Here is a 17,284-nt window from a genome sequence, read left to right on the forward strand (position 1 = left end):
TATTAATTACCCTAGTTGGAAATTCAAACATCAAAATGAATAGCTTCATTTTGATGTTTGAACTCTTAAAGGGTAAGTTTATTGCAACTGTTGGAGTCTGTTAATTGCGTCTTGATAGGCGCTGGTTCGGCCGCCTTGCTTGTAAAGTTCTGCTGCTTTTTGAAAGTCGGCAATTGCTTTCGGTTGGTCTTGGTTGTCCAGGTAAGCTAAAGCTCGGTTGTAGTAAGCGTCGGCAAAACCGGGATTGGCTTCGATCGCCAGCGTGTATGCTTGAATAGCATTGGAACCGCGAGTGGGACCGAGTAGGGGCGCGCTGGCGGTCATGAAAGTGCGGGCATTACCGATATTAAAATACAATTCAGGGGTATATGTGGGCTTGAAAGCGAGTGCTCTGTTGAAATCGGCGATCGCCTCCCAAGCATCTCCTTGATCTAACAGCGAAAGTCCTCGAAAATAATAGGCTTGGGCGTCTTGCGGATTGGCGGTGGATACGGGGCCGGTCGTTGCGGGAGTATTGTCTACTTTCAACTCGGATTTGTTGATTCCCGCCGCCACTAGCTTCGCGATAAATGTATTGATGGGAACTGCTGCATTAAATCCGGTTTTAATCGGGGCGACTTCGCCGGAACTCGTTTGCGCGAAACCGAATTCCCCTTGTCCGTGTAAACCGATAACTCGGCCTTCGGAGTCAAAAACTGGGCCGCCACTCATGCCACTCCAGGTTACGGCCTGATACCGCAAAGTGTAACCTTCCGGGCGGTTGCTGGGGCGGCTGGTAACGAGTCCCGGAGAGAGCTCTGGTTCTCGTTGGGCGCCGAAAAGTCCGCCCGTAGCGGGATAGCCGTAAACGAAGATTTGACTGCCGATGACGGCTTGATCGGAATCTGCGATCGTCGCGACTGGATATTCTTCGGGGCTTTCAAATTTGACTACGGCTAAATCCGGGTCAGTTTCGGCGGTTTGCAAACGGGTGACGGAGGTTGCTTGATAGTTTTTGCCTTGAGACGTGCGAACGGTGTATTTCACGTCTGCTTTTTCTACGACGTGATTGACTGTTAAAACTGTGTAAGTTTTGCCGTTTTTGGCAATAATTACGCCAGAACCGTCTCCGAGGGAACTATTAATTTGTACTGTCAGCGGCCCGGCAATGCTGGCGACTTCTTGGGGGGTTTTGGCGATCGCGGGCTGACTGATGACTATGGTTAAGGCTGCGGTAGTTCCTGCTAGCAGGGTGGTTAAGGTGTCGTAACGAGAAAAATTTATATTCATGGCGATTGCTAATTTGTAGCTGGGTAGCGGGATTTGGTGGAGGAAGGGCGATCGGCGGTTTGTGCTTTTTTCTGTTTAGTTTTATTACTTATTTGACGCAAAGGATCTCGGCTTTGTTCTTTAGTGATAATTTTACTCGCTTTTTTGTTCCTCGATTCCCTTTTTCGCTGTAGGGTGCTTATGGGCGCACCTTACTTAACCTCAATGAAGGCTGCCCAACTTACTTATTAAAACTAAACAATACATGACGCGAACTCGGTGCTTAATTCTTCCTTAGTCATGGTTCCCCGCGCGACTCGCATGACTAAATCATAGGCTCGATCGTCCGTCAAATTCAGAGCGCAATTATTCAAACGCAAAAAGGTATCTGTCACTGCAAAAGCCGATCGCTTGTTACCATCAATAAACGGATGATTCATCGGTATGTGATAAAGATAAGCAGCAGCTTGTTCGCTAATTGTGGGATGCAAAAAATTCCCGCCAAAAGTTGCTTGTGGCTGAGCAAAAGCCGACTCCAACAGCCTTCATCTCTAACGCCGGGAGTGCCACCAAATCTCTCTATCTGTCTGGCGTGGATACTTAAAACCATACTTTTGCTGACAAAATTAGGAGTTGGCAAGGCGACGGTAAACCTCCTTTCTTTCGCGTTCTGAATCTAGATAGGCTTGCCATGCTTTGGCTTCGAGTTTTTGTTGTTCTTCTTCAGTCTTTAAGGAACGGACAAATTCAAGCACTTTCAGCAGCAAGGGTTCTGGTAATTGGTCGAGTTCTTGAAGAAGTTGGTCTTTTGCGGTCATGTTTCTTTCCTCCTAATGATGATCGTACAACTCTTTTACAACCTCGCTTGTGCCCATTCAACGATCGCCTCAGTCAATCCATCTAAGGTATACTCTTTGGCTTCTACGTCTAACTTACCCAATAATTTCTGACAGCTTTTGGAAGTTTCAGGGCCGATGGATGCGATGCAAACGCTTTCCAACCAATCCTTAGACAGGGATAAGTCTGGGCTTTTTTCGAGGAGATTGCAAAAGTTATGCACGGTTTTGGAACTGGCAAAGGTTATGATATTTACGGCTTGGTTTTGGAGTGCGGATAGGGCGATCGGATCGATTGTTTCGGGACAGCAAGATTGGTAAGCTGGCACTTCTATTACTTGCGCTCCTTTGGCGGTGAATTCTTTAACTAAAACTTCTCTGCCGCCGCTTTCTACTCTCGGAAATAGGATTTTGCAGTTTGTAGGGGCGGTGCCCCCGTGCCCGCCCTGCCAGGGGAAGTTCTCGACTAGGGAATCGGCGATAAAGTTGGGGGGAATAAAGTCGGGTTGTAGAGAGTGCGATCGCAAACTTTCTGCGGTTTTTTTACCAACTACTGCTATTTTAATGCCAAACAAGCTGCGGGCGTCTTTGCCTTTTGCTTGTAATCGTTGAAAAAAGCAGTCTACAGCGTTGTGGGAAGTGAGAATTAACCAGTGAAAGCTTGACAATTGTGCGATCGCACTGTCTAATGGTTCCCAAGTGGACGGCGGCCCAATTACTAAGGCGGGCATTTCGATGACGCGGGCTCCTTGTTGCTGGAGTCGATCGCTAAATTCAGCCGACTGAGAAACCGATCGCGTGACTAAAATGGTTTTTCCTGCTAGCGGCAATTTGCTGTTATTAATGGTGACTGATGTATCGATCATATTTGTGCTTTCTGGCTGGATTAAATATTCGCGCAATCTAACTACTTCCCCAATTACGGTCACGCAAGGCGACAGAGATTGACCTGCTGTTTGCTGTACAATGTTGGAGAGAGTGCCGAGCCAAATTTGCTGTTCGGGGCGGCCGCAATCTCGGATAATGGCGATCGGAGTTTCGGTAGATCGTCCGTGCTTTTGCAATTGCCAAATTATCTCGCTTAAATTGCGCCCTCCCATCAATATTACCAAAGTTTCTATCTGCACTAATGCTTCCCATTCCAAAGCATCGGGTTCATGGGCGCTCATCACTGCAAAACAGCGGCTCATTACCGGATCTGTGAGGGGAATTCCTGCTAGTAAAGGTGCGGCTAAGGCGGAGGAAATTCCGGGTATTACTTCAAACTCGCAGCCCGCTGTGATTAATGCTTGAATTTCGGAACTGGAACGACCAAAAATAAACGGATCGCCGCTTTTTAAGCGGATCACTTGTTTTCCTAGTTGGCAATTTTCGACCAGCAAACGGTTAATTTCTTGCTGCTGGGTGGAAGGTTTGCCGCCGCGTTTACCAACTTCGATTTTTCGACAAGTTGCTGGGATTAATTCGAGTTGCGGGATGTCGATGAGAGCATCGTAGATTAAGACTTCGGCTTGGGATAGCAGTTTGTGCGATCGCACCGTCATCAAGTTACAATCTCCGGGCCCCGCACCGACTAGATAAACTTTCCCTTTGTGGTTTTTCACAATTCCTCCTCGATCGTCTCGATAGTATAGTTTTATGAATATTGCGGTGCTTCGGCGCACCCTACTCTACCCTATAATTTAATCAGACTTTTCAAGCAGCCTGTAGGGGCGGGTTCACCCCTTCCCCTCAACGGTGCAAACAGGTTAAATAAACCCGCCCCCACCCAACGAGATGCACCCGTTACTATTTATGCAGATTATCATCATCACGGCGGCCGATGCAAATTACTTTGAATTGGTGCAAGGTACTATTTTATCGGTGCGGGAACAACCAGAGGGTGAAAATGTGGCGATCGGCTTTTTCGATCTCGGCTGCACTCCCGAACAGTTGCAGTGGTTAAAAACACAAGTTAATATTATTCAAAAGCCCGATTGGGACTTTGACTTTCCTGGCCAAAATGAAGCCCCTCACTATCTCAAAGGACTTTTAGCGCGTCCGTTTCTCCGTCGATATTTTCCCAATTTTGACATCTACCTTTGGATAGATGCCGATGCTTGGGTGCAAGATTGGCAAGCTGTTGAACTGTTAGTTAAAGGCGCGGCTAAACGCGGTTTAGGAGTTGTTGCAGAACTCGACCGGGGTTATTATTTAGCTTACGGCAAACTGCCTTGGTACTGGCAATTTGTTTACCGCGATTATCAGGCCGCTTTTGGCGAAGAAGTAGCCGAACGGTTGCACAGCTATCCAACCATAAATGCAGGTATTTTCGCGCTGCAAAAAGACGCCCCCCATTGGGAAATTTGGGCAGAATATCTGGAGCAAGGATTGCAGCAGCACGTTTCTTTAATGACCGACCAAATAGCTTTAAATCGGTTAGTTTACGGCACTGAAATGTTTGACAAAACAGAGATGCTGCCGGCTCGGTGCAACTGGAGCTGCAACTTTGGTTTGCCCGTTTGGGACAAGCAGCGAGGCTGTTTTGTGGAGCCGTATTTGCCACAGGAGGCGATCGGCATTCTGCACATGACTGGTCACAAACACGACTTGGTAAACTTAGCAACAACGGACGGAAATCAAATAGAAATTAGTCTCCGTTACCAACCGAAAAAAAAGCCCAACTCTCCTAATTTAATACCAAAAAAAATGACATTACCGCCGTTATCTGAAATTACAAACAATACTTTGCTGCCCGCCGGAGATTATGTCTCGCCCGGATTGAAAGTTGTTCTCCCAGATGCGTACTTTCCCAACATGATTATTGGGGATACTCAGACTTGTCCGTGGCCTTATTTGCGCCGGGAAATCAAGCACAATTGGTATGTCGATCGCCGTGCTAATTCAGTCGGATTTCTCAGTCGCGACGAAGCACATATTCTTTACAATACTGCTCTGCAATTCAAAGGGAAAAAAGCATTAGAAATAGGCTGTTGGCTGGGTTGGTCAGCCTGTCATTTAGCACTCGCAGGAGTTGCATTAGATGTGGTCGATCCGTTGTTAGAAAGAGAGGACATTAGACAAAGCGTAATAGACTCAATTCAAGGTGCTCTAAATGCGTCGGGCGTTCAAACATCAGTCGAGCTAATACCGGGCTACAGCCCCCAAAGAGTCGAAGAATTTTCCGCTCAATTCAACCGCAAATGGTCGTTAATTTTTATTGACGGAGAACACGGAGGTGATGGGCCGTTCAATGATGCCATTGCGTGTGAAAAATTGGCTGAGGAAGATGCAATAATTTTATTTCACGACTTAACAGCGCCCGATGTTGGTAAAGGTTTAGATTACTTGAAGCAAAGGGGATGGCAAACGGTAGTATATCAAACAATGCAAATTATGGGGGCTGCTTGGCGGGGCAATGTCGAGCCAGTAAAACATCAACCAGACCCCAATATTTACTGGCAGTTGCCAGCCCATTTGCACGGTTACAATATTAGCAGTTTAGAGGCAATTAATTCTCAAACAGGCCGCCAAACTCATCAAAACCAACAGTCATCTTATACAAGAGATTTTTACCAATTAATCGGAGAAGGAACTCGCACTTCTGCTAGAGAAATTATTCCCCTGCTGTTAGACTTGCTGCAACCCATTTTACCTAAAAGTGTGGTAGATGTGGGCTGCGGTACGGGAAGTTGGTTAGCTGCTTTTCACAAGTTGGGAATTGCTGATTGTTTGGGAATAGATGGCGATTATGTCGATCGCACTCTTTTACAAATTCCTTTAAATCAGTTCCAATCCGCCGATTTAAAGCAACCGCTGCAAATAAACAGAAAGTTTGACTTAGCAATTTCTCTGGAAGTTGCCGAACATTTGCCGGCTACCTGTGCCGAAAACTTTGTTAATTCTCTCACTCAACTAGCACCAGTGATTCTGTTTTCTGCTGCGATACCATTTCAAGGAGGCGTCGAACACGTTAACGAACAGTGGCCAGAATATTGGGTTTATTACTTTCAGAAAAACGGCTATGCAGTTATTGACGGGTTGAGAAAAAAAATATGGAACAATGACAAAGTAGAGCCTTGGTACGCTCAGAATATCTTGATTTTTGTTAAACAAGAATACTTGCCGGCATATCCGAGGTTAGTAAATGAATATCAAAATACCGATCTGAATCAATTAGCGATCGTCCATCCCAAGATTTATTTTTATAGCTTGCAAGCTGCTAGAAATTCCGCCCAAAAATTACATTCAGAAAACGTTAAAAAAGTTGCAGCACCGCAGTTGGAAGAGGGGCCTTTAATATCTGTGATTATTCCCTGCTACAATCAATCTCATTTTTTGCAGCAAGCAATCGACAGTGTGCTCGCTCAAAGCTATAAAAATTGGGAAATAATCGTTGTCAATGACGGCAGTTTAGATACTACCAGTACCGTAGCAAAAAATGCGATCGCAACAAATCCCCAGCATCAAATTAGGCTTGTAGAACAAACAAATCAAGGGCTTTCAAGTGCTAGAAATGCGGGCATAGCCGCCGCAAAAGGTGAATACATTATGCCTTTAGATGCCGATGATATCCTAGCTGAAAACGCCTTGACTGACCTTTTAGAAATATGCTTAAAATCAAATGCACCTTGCGTAGCATTTGGTTCTTATCAAATGTTTGGCACTGAAAATCGCATAGTACCCAGTTACGACTTGTATTCTCCCGAAAATATCAAGCAATCTAACATGATTCACCCGTCTTCACTCTATCACAAATCTATTTTGGATTTGGTCAGGGGGTACAAAGTGGGGATGAAGGAAGGTTACGAAGATTGGGAGTTTTGGGTTAACTGCCACAAGCACAATATTCCATTTTTGGGAACGAGAGAAGTAGTTGTCAATTATCGGCGTTCCCAGGGTTCTATGTTGGCAAAAGCTCAGCAATATCATCAAAAATTGGTAGCACAAATTGTTTGTTACAACCGGGAACTTTACGATATGGAAAGCGTGAATAATGCTGAAAAGCTATTGGAACTAATCGCAAGTTAATCTTGATATCATGTCCGGTCGATTACCCTGATTCCTGTAGGGGCGGGTTCACCAAATAATATTTGCCAAAAACGGACAATCTCACAAACCCGCCCCGGCAATTGTATTATGGGCGATCGGACATGATATGATTCTTTATTATTTAGTCCACAAAAACAAACTTTGTTTGTGGAGGAGGGAATTCTATTCGCCGTAAAAAGATGATTGTTAAATCGAATTTGATATAACATCAAGAAAGCGCTTAACCTGTTTTTCCCAAGTCCAATCCAGCATAAAATTAGCCGCAGCTAAACCGATCCGTTTTGATTCTTCGCGATTAGTATAAACTTGTTCCAAAGCCTCGACAACTTCTGCCACATCCGACTCTCCCCAACCTTCTACACCGGAAAAAGGAGGAGTTAGTTTAACTCGTCCTTGACTCCATAAAGGATAGCAAATATGGCTGTAAATCAAGTCTAAATGACCAGTATTTGCTGATAGAATAGTCGGGATTCCGCAGGCCATACTTTCCATCGCGACTAAATTAGTGCCACCTTCGCAGCGGTTGGTGAAAACAGCGCAGTCGGCTTCTCGCAAAATTTGTCCGGTGAGGTGATTTGGAATTAAGCCGATATCGATAAAAGAGTCAACCGGCAAACCGTTAGCCACTAACCATTGGGAAATTTCTAAACTTCCGTCGCGGTTGATATTGGGAAGTCCGGCCACGTTTCCGGTTTTTTCTATTCCTAGCATATACTGAGGCCAGAAGTTGTGCCATGTTGTTAGTAACAAAGCCTCTGGATGTTTGGCGCGAAATCGTTTGAAAGCGGCAATTACAATATCTTGACCTTTGCGATATTCCAATTTGCCGCCGGAGAAAATGACGAAGCGATCGCCAAATAGATTAGATTTGGGTGCAGGATGGAAAATTGTTGGGTCAATTCCTTGATGTACCATCGCCACATTAGTCAAGCCGCGGCTTCTCAAAACATCCGCATTCCAGTTAGAACCTGTGACAATCGCGCTATATTTTTTGGCCGTTTCTAGTGCTTCTGCTGTGATTCGTGTGTCTTCAAAAAATATGACTCCTATTTGACAAGCGCTGGTAATTTGATTGTCAACTCCAGACGAAGCTAAATTATTCCCCAAAGCGTAAAGGACGGGAAAATTACAACTGATTTGTTTGTCGGAATTTGCTGCTACTAATTCCTGAAAAGTTTTGTGCTTTTCAATTACAGGTAACAACAGCGATTTATGCAGCGGATTCATCGATTCTGAGGTGATTGAGGGCGGTGCTAAAAGTGCAACTTCCCAGGCAGGATTTTGCCGCAGTTGTAGTGTTAAATTCATGGCGTAAATTCCCCAGCCGCTGGTGATGCTGATCGGCCAAGTGATGCCGATTCCTGTAATTTGTGGGGGAGTTTCTGGGGGTTGAAGCCGAGGCGGAGCCTCTGAATATGCGTTACCAGGCAGAGCCTGGTAACGAGTAGATTGTAGGGGCGGTGCCCCCGTGCCCGCCCTCTCTAGCAAGGCTGCTTTTATACGATCGCAAACTCCATCCCAATCACCCGCTTTTTGCTGCCTAAACAGACGCACAGTGGGATACCAAGGGCTATCTTCGCGTTCCAACATCCAGCGCCAATCGGGAACAAAAGACAGCAAAATCCAGACGGGTTTGCCCAAAGCACCGGCCAAGTGCCCGACAGAAGTATCTACGCAAATTACTAAATCGAGTTGCGAAATAATTGCTGCTGTGTCGGCAAAATCGACGCAATGTTCGCTCAAATCTTCAATTTGGTGTTGCTTTAATAAAGTGCGTGAAGCGCAGCTATCCTGTTGGGAATCGCCCGCTGACAAATCTTTCTGAAGACTGTAAAAACTCACTCCCGGAACATCTACAAATTTTACAAAATCGCTCAATTTACACGATCGCTGATGATTGTTGCGGTGCAGCGGGCCGCCCGCCCACACAATACCTACTTTTAGTTTATTGTTCGGCTCTAGGAAAAATTTAAAATCCTGTGGAGGGGCTAAATAAGGAATATTTGCCGGTATATTTTCCAAAGTTGTTCCCAGAATTCTGGGCAAACTTAGCAGGGGGGCTTGCACTTGAAACTCTATCAAATCGCTCGGCCTGACTCCTACTCGATCGACTCCTGCAACTCCTTCAAATAAACGCTTCAGCAAGACATGACAAGCAACAATAACTTTGCCGCCTTTTTGCTTAACTAAAGGCGCGTAGCGGATAAACTGTATCGTGTCACCAAAACCTTGTTCAGGGTGCAATAAAATTGTTTTTCCCTGCAAATCCGAGCCGTCCCAAAGCGGTTGATCAAAAGAGCGCCGATCCAATTCTTCAGTTTGCCAGCGCGATTCGTACTCCGCAAAACCCCGCTTCAAATCTCCAGTTAAGAGCAAAGCGAAGGCTAGTCTCAAGCGCCAATTTGGCGAGTTGGGACGTAGTTGAATTGCTTTATTGTAGAAGTGAATCGCCTCTGCGACTTTTCCTTGTTCTTCGAGGGCAGAACCCAAGTATAAGTTTGTTTCGCTCAGGTTGGGATTGGTTTCTAGCGCTTGTTTGTAGTGCGAAATTGCCTCGGTTATTTGCCCGTTTTCCTGTTTGAGATAACCTAAACAACTGTGGGCTTCTGCGTGGCTGGGTGATGCGGCAATTACTTGTTCGTAGCGATCGGCTGCCTCTGCTTTTTTACCTTGTTTTTCTAAGGCATTTGCTATGTGAAATTGTACCTGTGCGGGCGATAAAGAAAATCGAGGCGAAGCTTCGGTATCTCCGTTACCAGGCACAGCTTGGGAACGAGTAGATTGTAGGGGCGGTGCCCCCGTGCCCGCCCTCTCTAGCAAGGCTGTTTTTACGCGATCGCAAACTCCCACCCAATCGCCCGGTGTTTGCTGCCGAAACAGCCGCGCCGTCGGATACCAAGGGCTATCCTCGCGTTCCAACATCCACCGCCAATCCGGCATAAAACACAGCAAAATCCATACCGGTTTACCCAAAGCACCGGCTAAGTGCGCGATAGCAGTATCCACGCAAATTACTAAATCTAGTTGCGATATCACCGCCGCAGTATCGGCAAAATCGTTCAAATTGTCGCTCAAATCTATCACGGGAATTTGAGTTAACAAAGTACGATCGCCAGCCGACATTTCTTTCTGAAGACTGTAAAAACTTACACCGGGAACATCTAAGAATTGCAGAAAATAGCTTAAATCGCTCGATCGCTGAAAATCCTTCAAATGTTCCGCACTTCCCGCCCACGCAATCCCAACTTTAAACTTGCCATCGGAATTTAGAGAAAATTGCCAATTCGGCGGCGCAGCTAAATAAGGAACATTGGCCGGTATATTTTCTAAATTTGTTCCGAGAATATACGGCAAACTCATCAGCGGTGCTTGCAGTTGGAAATCCGGCAATTCATCCATCCGAATCACCACTTGTTCAATCCCCGGAATCTGCTTAAATAAACGCTTAAGTTCTTGATAGCAAGAAAGGATTACTTTGCCGCCTTTTTGCTGCACAATTGCCGCGTATCGCACAAATTGAATGGCATCGCCCAAACCTTGTTCGGATCGGAGCAAAATAGTTTGGCCGTTCAAATCTGAACCGTCCCAAACTGGTTGGTCAAAATTCAACCGTGGCAATTTTTTCGCCTGTTCTGTTTGCCACCGCCACTCGTATTCTGCTAAACCGCGCGGCAAGTCCCCAGTCAACAGCAAGACTAAGCTTAAATTGAAGTGAGCTTTAACACAATTTGCATCAATTTCAAGAGCTTTAGTGTAACAAAAAATTGCTCGATTCACGTCTCCTAATTGTTCAACAGCACTGCCTAAATTAGTAAGAGCTTCTATATAATTAGGACTCAAAGATATGGCTCGTTCCAAGCTAGAAATTGCCTGTTCTATTTTTCCCGCAGCCAAGCATAACGTTCCCAGGTGATAGTGTCCTTTAGGATTGTGCGGTTCTGCTTCAATTGCACGCTCGTAAAGGCGTTCAGCCTCTGCTAGCTGAGATTGTGTTTGCATCGCCGCACCCAAATTTACCAGGGCTGGCGCATAATTGGAATTGACAGAAAGTGCTTGATGAAAACAGGCGATCGCAGTCGGCAACTCGCCCTGCTGCTGGAGTGTCGCGCCGAGATTGTTGAGAGCTTTGACGTAAATCGGATTCAGGGCGATCGCCTTTTGAAAACAAGATACAGCATCGGGTATATTGCCTCGATCTTGCAGCAAAATACCCAAGTTATTGTGCGCTTGAGCGCAGTTCGGATCGATTTCGATCGCGCGCTGATAATAGGCGGCAGCTTCCGCTAAATCGCCTGTTTGGTGCAGCGTCACTGCCAAATTAGTGGCGGCTTCGATCGAATTCGGCTGCAAAACTAAAGCATTTTTAAAATAAGCGATCGCCTCGGCAAATCTTCCTTGCGACTTGAGAATATTTGCCTGATTGAACTGTTTTTGATATAATTGAATATTGGTCTGAGTTTCTATTGGCGGTCGAGCTTCTTGATACTGATAAATTCTTTCTCTCAACGCCAAAGCAGCCCGATCTAAAACTCCTTCCCAATCCCCCGCTGTAGACTGGCGAAACAGCCTCGCCGTCGGATACCAAGGACTATCTTCGCGTTGCAACATCCACCGCCAATCCGGCACAAAACACAGCAAAATCCACACGGGTTTGCCCAAAGCACCAGCCAAGTGCGCCACACAAGTATCTACAGAAATTACTAAATCCAGAGCCGAGATTGCCGCCGCAGTATCCGCCAAGTCGTGCAAATAAGAGCTTAAATCTGTTACGGCCATTTGCTCTAACAAAGCGCGATCGTCTGCTGTCATTTCCTGTTGCAAACTGTAAAAATCGGCTCCGGGAATATCTAACAGTTTGGTCAATAAATTCATGGGTAACGATCGCACATTATTTTGGGAATTTTTAGGATTTCCTGACCACACAATTCCCACTTTCAAATTAGGAGTTTGACTGAGAGTAAATTCCCAACCGGGCGGGGGAGCTAAATAAGGAACATTCGCCGGTATAGTTTCTAAAGTTGTTCCCAGAAGGTGAGGCAAACTCATTAGCTGCGCGTGAACTTGAAAATCCGGCGCATCCTCTGGATTAACTATTAACCCATCGATTCCCGAAACTTGTGCAAACAAGCGCTGCAAGTGCGGCAAACACCAAACAATTACCCTACCGCCTTTTTGTTTGACTAAATCTGCGTAGCGGATAAACTGAATTGCATCGCCTAAACCCTGTTCCGGGCAAAGCAAAATAGTTTTTCCCTGCAAATCTTTGCCATCCCAAAGCGGCTGAATAAAGTTGTGGGATCGGAACTGTTTTTCTTTAACTAGGAGTCGCCATTCGTACTCGTAAAAACCGCGCTGAAAGTCTCCCGCCAGCAGCAAAGCTAAACCTAAATTTAGGTGAGATTCAGGATTGCCGACATTAAATGTAACTGCTTGGCTGTAGCAGGTGACAGCATCTGCAAAGAAGCCGCGATCGTGCAAAGCACTTCCCAAACTGGTGAGGGGATTGATATAACCGGGTTTGAGTTCGATCGCCCGACGGTAACAATCGATCGCCTCTGCCATTTTTCCCGATTCCTCAAAAGCTTTGCCCAGATTGTTCAAAGCTTGTGGAAAGTCGGGTTTCAGGCTCAAAGCTTGCTGATAGCAGGCGATCGCATCTTCAATTTTGCCCTGTTTGTGCAGGACAATTCCCAGATTGCAGCGAGCCTGTGCACTGGCTGGCAATTGCTGAATCGCTTGCTGGCAAACTGCTAGAGCCTCATCCAACTTGTCTTGCTGTTCCAGAGAACTCCCCAAAGCGATCAGAGTTTCTGCTAAATCCGGTTGCATTGCAGTCGATCGCTCGTAGTATGCGATCGCACGGTCAATTTTGCCCTGTCGGATCGAGGCGTAAGCTAAATGCTGCAGGGCGTCCACATAATTTGGCTCGATCGCGATCGCCCGTTCGTAATTCGCGATCGCCCGTTCGTAATTTGCGCCCGCTTCCGCTTCCTCCCCTTGTGCCTCCAAAGCAATTCCCAAATTCAAATAAGCCACCGCGCAATTAGGATTGACTTGAATCGCTTGCTCGTAGCAGCTTATAGCCTCCACCACATTCCCTTGCTCTTCCCGCAACAGGCCCAAATTAATCAGCGCTTCCGCGCAATTCGGGTTCAAAGAAAGCGCCCGCTCGTATTCTGCGATCGCCTCTTCAGTCTCCCCTGCTTCCGCAAGCGCGCTGCCCAAATTGCTTGCAGTTTCCGCCAAATTCCCGTCGATTGCTAAGGCTTGTCGGTAGTGCGCGATCGCCTCTGTTAGCTGGCCGCTTTGCTGTTTAACAACGCCTAAATTGCTGTGCGCGGCTGCGTAATTAGGATCGATCGCGATCGCCCGCTCATAACAAGCGATCGCACCGCCCACATCGGCTTGCTGCTGCAAATCCACGCCCAACCGAAACTCTGCATCCGCCGAATCCGACGGCCGGGATGCAGCACCCACCGCGCCTAGAGCTTCCGCCACCCGATCGAAAACGTCCTCCCACTCGCCCCGCTGATGCTGGCGAAACAGCCTTGCGCTTGGATACCAAGGACTATCTTCGCGCTCCAACAGCCACCGCCAATCCGGCGAAAACGCCAGCAAAATCCACACTGGTTTGCCCAAAGCGCCCGCCAAATGGGCGACAGCGGTATCCACACTAATGACTAAATCCAGTTTGGCGATCGCAGCAGCAGTATCGGCAAAATCGCCAAAATGCGGGCTCAAATCTACGATCGACGTTTGATTCAACAGCGCGCGATCGGCATCGGAAACCTCTTTCTGCAAGCTGTAAAAACTTACCCCCGAAACGTCAAAAAGCGGCAGAAACTGGCTTAAACTGCAAGAACGCTGCTTGTTTTTGCGGTGTTTTGGATTCCCCGCCCAGACAATCCCAACTTTCAAAGTGCGATCGGGCCCAAGCGTAAATTCAGCACCTGCCGGCGGAGATAAATAAGCACTATTTGCTGGTATTGTTTCCAGCTTTGTACCGATAATATAGGGCAAACTCAACATCGGCGCTTGCACGTCAAATTCCGGCAGTGGCTCCCCTTTAACTATTAGCAAATCAATGCCATCAACCGTTGCAAATAAACGGTGCAATTGCGGGTAACAGCCCACAATTACCCTACCGCCTTTATTTTTGACGATCGCAGCGTAGCGAATAAACTGAAGCGAATCGCCTAAACCTTGTTCGGCGTGCAGCAAAATAGTCTTTCCTACCAAATCAGAACCGTCCCATAGCGGCCGGTATTCTCTCACCGAAACAGTATTATCCGGCCCCGTCAAAAAACAGGAATGACCAGTGTGAAATTCTTTAATTTGCCAGCGCCACTCGTATTCAGCGAGACCATTTTCCAAATCTCCCACCAACAGCAAAGCCAAGGATAAATTCAGGTGAGCGCTAGCATGATTGGGACTTAAATGAATCGCTCGTCTGTAGCAGGATATGGCATTTTCTACCGCGCCTTTTTCCAGAAACGTCCTGCCTAAATTGTTGATAGCTTCCACAAAATCCGGCAGCAATTCTAGAGCTTTGTGATAATACTCCAACGCATCTTCTAAATTGCCCTGTTCTTGCAACACTGTTGCCAGATTGTTGTAAGCTTCCCAGCTATGCGGATTAATTTCCAGCGCTCGCCGGTACAGCTCGATCGCCCTGAAAAGTTCGCCTTTTTCTTGCTGCGCCACAGCTAAATTAATCAGTGCGGGTACGAAATTCGGTTCAGCGACAAGAGCTTGTTCGTAATGTGCGATCGCCTCTTCCGCTTGACCTTGTTCCTCAAAAATCTTGGCCAAGTTGTAAGATGTTTGAGGAATATTTGGATCGATGGCTAAAGCTTCTAGGTAATGCGGGATAGCGGCTTCTAATTCGCCATTTTCTTGCTTGAGAAAACCAAAATTAATCCGCGCTTGGACGCAATTTGGGTCAAGAGATATTATCTGTTCGTAAAGGGCGATCGCCTCTTCCCGATCTCCTGTTTCCATTAACTGTTCTGCTTGCCGCAATAAATCCTCTAAAACAACCAAATTATCGCCAGCCGTTCCGATCGCAACCGATGTCTCAATCCCCTGCGATTGCTTAGCTGCAGAGCCTTCTGCTAAGCCTTCGCTCGCAATCACAAATATTTGTTTACTCTCTTGAACTACCCTTGCACCTGTCATTTTGAGAGCTACTGAATCGAGGTCAGGCGTATGATTAGCAGTCATTGCAAGTGAAACGAAGTCAAGCGAATCTTTGGCAGAATCCTGGGAATAACTAGCAGTATTTGCGATCGCAAATAAACTCAAAGCCGCCTGTACATCCTCAAACAATTCTTGCCAACTTTCCGGCTGACTTTGGCGGAAAAGCCTCGCAGTTGGATACCAAGGATTGTCTTCACGATCCAGCAGCCAACGCCAGTCAGGAGCAAAAGAAAGCAGCACCCAAACCGGTTTTCCTAAAGCACCGGCTAAGTGCGCCACAGCCGTATCGACAGTAATGACTAAATCCAGTTGAGATATAGCCGAAGCGGTATCAGCAAAGTCGTTCAAATGCGGAGTTAAATCCGGCACCAAGTGTTGGTTCAACAAAGTGCGATCGCTCTCGGACAAGTTTTTTTGTAAACTATAAAAAGCAATTCCCGGAACATCCAAAAATCGAATAAAATCGCTCAAGCTGCAAGAACGCTGATTGTCTTTCCGGCGCTTGGGACTCCCCGCCCAAACAATTCCTACCTTCAATTTGGCATCAGAAGAAAGCGCAAATTTGCACTCAGCAGGCGGATATAAATAAGGAACATTGGCAGGTATTGTTTCCAGAGTTGTCCCGACAATTCGCGGCAAACTCATCAGCGGCGCGTGAACGTCAAATTCTGGCAAACCTTCCAGACTCACTGATAAATATTCAATACCAGCAACTGTGGCAAACAAGCGCATCACTTCTGGATAGCAAGCCACCATAACTTTAGCGCCTCGGCTGCGAAGAATCGGCGCGTAGCGAATAAACTGAATCGAATCGCCGAAGCCTTGCTCGACGTGGAGTAAAATAGTTTTCCCCTGCAAATCCGAACCATCCCAAACCGGCTGTTTAAATTGCCTCGGTTGTAGTTGCGGAGTGCGCCACCGCCACTCATATTCAGCAAAACCGCGCTGAAAGTCTCCGAACAATAGCAAAGTTAAGGCGAATTCCAGGTGTGCGGTGGCGTTGTCTGGCTGCAATTCCAAGGCTCGACTGTGACAAGAAAAAGCTTCTTGAAATTCTCCTAAATCGACCAAAGCGTGTCCGAGATTGTTAATAGCTTCCACGAAGTCTGGCTTTAAGTTTAATGCTTGTCTGTAGTAGGATATTGCGGCTTTTACATTACCTTGTTCGTGGTAAAATGCTCCTACATTGTTGTGAGCTTCGGGATTGTTGGGTTCTAGTTTTACCGCTTGCTGGTAGCAGTTGAAAGCTTCGTCTAATTTCCCCTGCTGTTGCAAAACTGTTCCCAAGCCCATCAGAGAATATGTTAAGTTGGGATTGATTTTTAAAGCGTGCCGATAACAGGCGATTGCCTCGTTTAATTGATTTTTTTGTTTATATAAATGTCCTAAATTGTGCGCTGTTTCCTGCAGGTTGGGGTCGAGTCGCAGCGCTGTTTGGTAATATAAAATTGCCGAGTCTATTTCGCATAATTGCTGTTTTGCCCAGCCCAAATTATTGTAAGCGAGTGCTGAATTGGGCTGGATTTTGATGACTTGTTCGTAACTGGCGATCGCCCTTGGATACTCGCCTACATCCAGTAAAAGATTAGCCTTATTTAAATGTGCTTCTACAAAATCGCGGTTTTGGGCGATCGCCTTTTCGTAAAAGTCGATCGCCTCTGCAATTTTTCCCTGCTGTCTCGCCGCTATTCCCAACAAACACAGCACGTTTGCTGATTCCGGCTGTACTTCTATTATTTGCCGGTACAAATTCTCAGCTTCTAACAAACGTCCCGCTTGGTGATGTTCCCAAGCTAATTTCAAACAGTCTTCTGCACCCAGTTTGCCAGCAAATTTTCGCGATTTTTTTTGAGAAGCCATAGTTGTCTTAGTTGTTTGGGAGTTCGCTAACTTGTAATTGCAAAATTGTTCTAACTTGTTAACTCTTCCTTCCTTGGGAGCATCTCAGTTTTGTAAAAAGCATTTTTTTT

General features: G+C 46.4%; 6 protein-coding genes. 1 reads left to right on the top strand and 5 read right to left on the bottom strand.

Annotation, left to right across the window (positions count from 1 at the left end):
* Positions 1 to 78 precede the first annotated feature (78 nt).
* The 4 genes from QT992_RS04810 to cobA all read right to left on the bottom strand — a co-directional run bounded on the left by QT992_RS04810 (position 79) and on the right by cobA (position 3,688).
* Positions 79 to 1,269 (bottom strand): tetratricopeptide repeat-containing serine protease family protein, encoded by a 1,191-nt coding sequence (locus QT992_RS04810; RefSeq protein WP_333338298.1) that lies wholly within the window; start codon positions 1,267 to 1,269, stop codon positions 79 to 81.
* A 233-nt stretch (positions 1,270 to 1,502) separates the two neighbouring features.
* Positions 1,503 to 1,787: a type II toxin-antitoxin system death-on-curing family toxin gene (locus tag QT992_RS04815; RefSeq protein WP_333338295.1), complete on the bottom strand. Its 285-nt coding sequence runs from the start codon at positions 1,785 to 1,787 to the stop codon at positions 1,503 to 1,505.
* Between the two features lie 87 nt (positions 1,788 to 1,874).
* Positions 1,875 to 2,066, bottom strand: a complete 192-nt coding sequence (locus tag QT992_RS04820) for a DUF2281 domain-containing protein (protein WP_333338293.1) — start codon at positions 2,064 to 2,066, stop codon at positions 1,875 to 1,877.
* A 35-nt stretch (positions 2,067 to 2,101) separates the two neighbouring features.
* Positions 2,102 to 3,688, bottom strand: coding sequence for a uroporphyrinogen-III C-methyltransferase (gene cobA, locus QT992_RS04825; RefSeq protein ID WP_333376639.1), 1,587 nt, complete (start codon positions 3,686 to 3,688; stop codon positions 2,102 to 2,104).
* A gap of 190 nt (positions 3,689 to 3,878) precedes the next feature.
* Between cobA and QT992_RS04830 the strand changes: the two genes are divergently transcribed.
* Positions 3,879 to 7,094 carry a glycosyltransferase gene (locus tag QT992_RS04830; protein WP_333376641.1) on the top strand — a complete coding sequence of 1,072 codons (3,216 nt, stop codon included), beginning with the start codon at positions 3,879 to 3,881 and terminating at the stop codon, positions 7,092 to 7,094.
* Between the two features lie 207 nt (positions 7,095 to 7,301).
* Here QT992_RS04830 and QT992_RS04835 read toward each other — a convergent pair whose 3' ends face one another.
* Entirely contained in the window at positions 7,302 to 17,174 is a 9,873-nt protein-coding gene (locus QT992_RS04835) for a tetratricopeptide repeat protein (protein ID WP_333376643.1), read from the bottom strand.
* Positions 17,175 to 17,284 lie beyond the last annotated feature (110 nt).

This window comes from Microcoleus sp. T3_D1, from assembly GCF_036700405.1.
In the GTDB taxonomy this organism is placed as follows: Bacteria; Cyanobacteriota; Cyanobacteriia; order Cyanobacteriales; family Microcoleaceae; genus Microcoleus.

Bases quoted from the DNA above. Each gene is read 5' to 3' on its own strand.
- QT992_RS04820 (WP_333338293.1), bottom strand. From the start codon at position 2,066: ATGACCGCAAAAGACCAACTTCTTCAAGAACTCGACCAATTACCAGAA.
- QT992_RS04810 (WP_333338298.1), bottom strand. From the start codon at position 1,269: ATGAATATAAATTTTTCTCGTTACGACACCTTAACCACCCTGCTAGCA.
- QT992_RS04830 (WP_333376641.1), top strand. From the start codon at position 3,879: ATGCAGATTATCATCATCACGGCGGCCGATGCAAATTACTTTGAATTG.
- QT992_RS04835 (WP_333376643.1), bottom strand. From the start codon at position 17,174: ATGGCTTCTCAAAAAAAATCGCGAAAATTTGCTGGCAAACTGGGTGCA.